Raw genomic sequence first — 5538 nt, 5'->3', positions numbered from 1 at the left:
ATTTAGTAATTTAATAAAATAATTTATTTTTTATTAAGAATTAAAAAAATTATTTCTTTAAAATATCCAGTTCTTTTTTTATTTTTGCGTAAACTTCTTCTGGAGTTCCAACGCTTTCTATTTTTATTATCTTTACTTTATCTTTATAGAAATCCAAAACGGGCTTACTCTGACTTTCAAATACTTTTATTCTGTTTTTTATAGTTTCTTCGTTATCGTCCGCTCTTCCTCTATTCAATAATCTTTTTATGATAATTTCGTCCGAAGCGTAAATATCTATAATCGCGTCTATTTTATGATTCAATTTTGCAAGAATTTTATCAAGTTCTTTTGCCTGTTCCATCGTTCTTGGAAAACCGTCAAGCATAAAACCGTTTTTACAATCGTCTTTTTGTATTCTTTCGCTCAACATATCTATAACCAAACTATCTGGAACTAATTCGCCTTTATCCATATAAGATTTTGCGGTTTTGCCGAGATTCGTTCCGTCTTCTATATTCTTTCTCAACATATCGCCAGTCGCAATATGAGCGATAGAATAATCTTTTTCTATAAATGCCGATTGAGTTCCTTTTCCGACTCCCGGCGCTCCGATAAAAATGATATTAAACATATTATGCCTCCGAAATTAAATTAATAAGCTAATAAATAGTATAATTAAAATAAAGAAGTTTGTCAAATATTAAATATAATTTTTTTATTAAATTTTTTGTTAATTATTAAAAAATAAACTACCAGCTATACGAATAAGTTAAATTAGCTCCGCTAAATCCCGAATTGAAAGTCAGTTTTTCAACCGCAAAATTACTTTCGTTTATCCAAAGCATATAATATATTCCCGTAGTCAAAGCTAACGCGCTCGTTATTACCATGCCCGCTATATACATGTTATTAGCCATGTTATAAACGCTCAAATCCATAGCCGCTCCGCTTCCTCTTGACTGCTCGTAATAATTAACCATAGTTTTATCCAAAGTTTCCTGAGCGAAAATATAACTTCCAATAGTAAATATTCCCGAGACGATGGTAAGCCCTAAAAAAACTTTTGTATTTCTTTCATAATTTTTAAATATTCTGTCGGCTAAAGTCGGAGGTTTAAAGGGTTTCATTGTGGGAGTTAAATATAAAGAGTTCGTGCTGTCTACAGTGAAAATTCCATAATAATCCATATAATTTAAATTCGTTATTTTCATGGAATAAGTTCCAAATCCCAAATATTTGTCTATAATCGCCGCTGGTTCTTCCTTTATTCCGTTAATAACTACGGCGCTTTCCACGTCGCCCGGAACTTCTATTTGAACTCTCGCCCAATTCGTCATTTCGTTTAATGAAAAATTTAATTCCACATCTTTATTCGCTCTTTCAAATGTAAGCATCGTATCTATGGTTTCATACATATCTTTTTTTATAGTAAATCTATGGCTGTTTGTTGTTAGCGCTGGAATATATAAAGTGCTTCCGCTCGTTCCCATTAAAATATTATCTATATATATAAAAGAATTCTCGGGTTCTACATTAATCGCTATTACTCCCGTTTTATCCAAATGACTTATTCTATTTGCAATATCCAAAGCGTATAACGGAATCTGCTCGTCTATTCTCGCTTCCGAAATTGTCAATTTATAAGAATCGATTCTTCTTTCTTTCGTATACGCGACATAAGTGACTATTTCAATATTCGGTCTTTTATATTCTACCGTTCCGAAAATGGAAATATCTGAGTCTCTCGTGAAAACATATTTTTTTATATCTTCTCCAAAATATTCGTAATAAGAACCGCCCGTATCAATTTCCTGCAAAAAATCGTTGGTATTTTTAACTATAACATTGCTGCCTTTATATTCCATAATAATTTCATCGTCTTCCAAAAAGAAATATTTTGTTTCGGGACCGATATATTTTACATTACTGCGAACTCCTCCCCAATTCGTATAATAAGTGCGTTCGTAATTTGTAGTTATTCTTGTATTGCTTCCGTTGGTTGCAGTATAAACGATATTCGTAAATTGAAATACTTTATAATCTAAAGCTCTTTCAAAATCTACTGGAATAAGAGTTAAATTCGATTCGTTTTGAAGTTTCAAAGTTCCGTTATAATCGAGTTGATTTGCAATCGCATCCGCAATGGTAAAAGTTAAATAATTATAATTTGAATTTCCGCTTAAATTACTATAAATATAAATGTCTATTCTAATTCTATCGGAAATTGTATAATATGGACGAACTTCTTCCATAGTGATTGGTCTTCCGCCGAAAGAATGCAGGAAACTATAAGAAATAAATAAAAGCACGATTATAAAATATTTAGTATACATAACTACGATTTTATATCAAAAATTATATTATATCAATATAAACATAATAAAACGAAATTAATAAAATCTAAATTTTTAACATTGACAATTTATTTACTTTCATATATTATATACAATCAAAATATTTAATTTAAAAATTAGACGATAAGCTAAAAATTGGGAGGATAAAAATGGAACTATCTAATAGAATTCAAAGATTAAAAACTTCGCCCACGAGAAAATTAAATCCTTACTCTGAAGAAGCGGAAAGAAAAGGAATTAAAATTTACCATCTTAATATAGGACAGCCCGATATTGAAACGCCTAAATTATTTTTTGAAGCGATAGAAAAATTTAACGGAAAAACTCTCGGATACGCTCATTCGAGGGGAATTAAACCGCTAATTCAAAAGATACAGGAATATTATGATAAAATGGGAATTCATTACGAGGAAGACGAAATAGTAATAACCTACGGAGGAAGCGAAGCCGTTCTATTCACTATGCTTGCGATATTTGACGAAGGAGACGAAATATTGGTAGCAGAACCTTATTACGCTAATTATAACAGTTTCTGCGATGTATTAAATGTAAAAAGAAACGCCGTTAGAACCTATGCCGAAAACGGTTTTCATCTTCCAAATAGAGACGAAATAGAAAAATATATTACTCCTAAAACCAAAGCTTATATGTTTTCAAATCCGAGCAATCCTACGGGAGTCGTTTCCACAAAACAGGAACTTGACGATATAGCCTATTTATCGAAAAAGCATAATATGTATATCATAAGCGATGAAGTTTATAGAGAATTCGTATATGGAGATAGAAAAGCGATTAGTTTCGGAACTTATAAAGATTTGGCGGAAAATGTTATTATAATAGATTCCATTTCAAAAAGATTTTCAGCCTGCGGAGCGAGAATCGGATGCATAATAAGTAAGAATAAAAATTTTATGAACGCGGTATTTAGAGAATGTCAAATGAGATTATCAGCACCGACTCTTGAAATGATTGGAGCTGCGGCTTTATACGATTTGCCTTCAGAATATTTTGAAATAGCGAGAAAAGAATATGACAACAGAAGAAAAATATTATTTGAAGAACTTACAAAAATGGACGGCGTGATTGTCAAAGAACCCGAAGGCGCTTTTTATGTATTGGCGAAACTTCCCGTAAAAAATGCGGAAAATTTTGCAATATGGCTACTCAAAGATTTTAATATTAACGGCGAGACGGTTATGTTTGCTCCTGGCGAAGGTTTTTACGCTACGGCGGGATTGGGCGTAGACGAAGTGAGAATTTGCTATTCTTTGGATTCTGAAGATTTGAAAAGCGCTATGAATATACTTAAAGAAGGTTTGATTAAGTATAGGAAAGAAGTTGAGAGATAATATTCAATAATCAAAATATTTAAGGCTATTATTATTTTTTTAATAATAGCCTTTTTATAAATAACTCAATTAAAGGTCAGATAAATTTTGACTTATTTCATTAAGATGCCTTAAAACTTTATTAAAATTATTGATTGTTTCATCTTCCAATTCTTTCTATAAATCAAATATTATATTTTTGAATAAAGAAGAAATTTCAAAGCTTTTATTTTTTATAATATATTTAAATTTTTCTTTATCATTTTCAGAAAATAAATATTCTATCTCTTTAAAATTCTCATCTATCTCGGTTAATTTAATTACTTTCATTTTTTCTTTAAATTCATTTGCCTTTTCATCTTCATCGGTTAATTGAATGACATCTTTAAATTTAGATAGTATTTTAATCTTATTTTTTGATTCTTCTTTATTTTGTCCAAGTCCCGCAATTGGTAGAAACGACAAATTTAATTTTTCATTATCATTTTTTCCTCGATTATATAACAATTTGAATGCAGTCAAATAATTATAATCCGTAATTCCTTCAACAAATATAACTTTATTATCGGGGTTGGTTATTATATCTCTGTTTAAATTTCCTAAACCGAAAGCGTCTATTATTTCTTTAAGAGTATCGGCTTCGGTATGAGTATCTATATCTCCAAATCTTACTATTTCAACTCCATCTCCGTCTTTTTTCTTTTTAACTATTCTTATTTCATCAAAATAATCTATATCTACAAAAAACGGATTATGAGTTGTTGTTACAAATGTTACTCCCATTTCTTTTGCAATTTTTTTTATTATATTCCTCAAACCTTTTACAGACGGTATGGATAAATGCGCATCGGGTTCGTCAATTAGAATTATATCCCCAGCTTGCAAATCATATATAAAATAAAATTGAAAAAAGAATTCAAAAAACCATCTAAAACCTTCGGATTGCTGTAATAAAGTTGTAGCCTCGTTATTTATTTTCATTGATAACTTGATTTTTTCCTTATCAAGTTCTATTTTAAAATCATATTCATTTTTACCAAATACTTTAGTAGCTAATTCGTTAATTTGTTCAAAAATAGGTTTTATGGCGTTATTTATACTGGTTTCAAAACTTTTTATTTGGTTTTCATTAAGAGAGTGTATATTTTTTATCTTTTCTATTCCTACTTTTATTTTATTTAGTAAAGGAGTAAAAAATTTAGTTTCATTATCAACTTGAGTATTTAAAATTATCAAATCCTCAGCCAATAAATTAATTCTTTTATAAAATACAATATTTGGAATTTTTGATGATATATCTATTCCTTCTGGTATAGTTTGTTTTAAGTCGATAAAATTTTCTTCTGGTATATCAGAATACTCCTCTGGTATATTATCTATATCATAAAAATCTTCTTCTGGTATTTCTTTGCCTTCATCTACTCTTCTATTATAGAAATGTATAAATTGTGTTATTTGTGTTTGCAGCTTACCATATTCAGTTTCTAATTCTGTAAAATCATCAATTTCATCTATTGAGTTAAGTTTTCCATAAAAGCTATTTTTATATTTTTCAGCTTCATTTTCATCACAAATTGATATAGCATTAATAGCTAAATTATAATACTTTTTTAATAACTCTTTTATATTTTCTTTTTTTATATTTATTTTTATATTTTCTCTGTATTTAACTACTCTATTATTATAGAAATGTATAAATTGTGTTATTTGTGTTTGCAGCTTACTATATTCAGTTTCCAATTCTGTAAAGTCATCAATTTCATCTATTGAGTTAAGTTTTCTATAAAAACTATTTTTATATTTTTCAGCTTCTTTTTTATCTTCATCTTCAGAAATTTTTTTAATTATACTTTCAGATAAATTATAATACTTTT

General features: G+C 28.8%; 4 protein-coding genes. 1 reads left to right on the top strand and 3 read right to left on the bottom strand.

Annotated elements, in window-relative coordinates:
* Positions 1-49: 49 nt before the first annotated feature.
* Positions 50-613, bottom strand: a complete 564-nt coding sequence (locus tag ACR0QS_RS10465; protein WP_432633391.1) for an adenylate kinase — start codon at positions 611-613, stop codon at positions 50-52.
* Positions 614-731: 118 nt separating this feature from the next.
* Complete coding sequence (locus tag ACR0QS_RS10460) at positions 732-2315, bottom strand: hypothetical protein (protein WP_432633390.1); 1584 nt, start codon at positions 2313-2315, stop codon at positions 732-734.
* A 170-nt stretch (positions 2316-2485) separates the two neighbouring features.
* Between ACR0QS_RS10460 and ACR0QS_RS10455 the strand changes: the two genes are divergently transcribed.
* Complete coding sequence (locus ACR0QS_RS10455) at positions 2486-3685, top strand: pyridoxal phosphate-dependent aminotransferase (RefSeq protein ID WP_432633389.1); 1200 nt, start codon at positions 2486-2488, stop codon at positions 3683-3685.
* Positions 3686-3841: 156 nt separating this feature from the next.
* On the opposite strand, the gene ACR0QS_RS10450 is transcribed toward ACR0QS_RS10455, so the two are convergent.
* The coding region (locus tag ACR0QS_RS10450) for an AAA family ATPase (RefSeq protein ID WP_432633388.1) at positions 3842-5538 on the bottom strand (1697 nt) is incomplete at its 5' end.

The sequence above is a fragment of the Brachyspira sp. genome (assembly GCF_050873525.1).
GTDB lineage: Bacteria > Spirochaetota > Brachyspiria > Brachyspirales > Brachyspiraceae > Brachyspira.
Note: the sequence above shows the minus strand (reverse complement) of the source record. Positions and strands in the feature narration are given on the sequence as shown.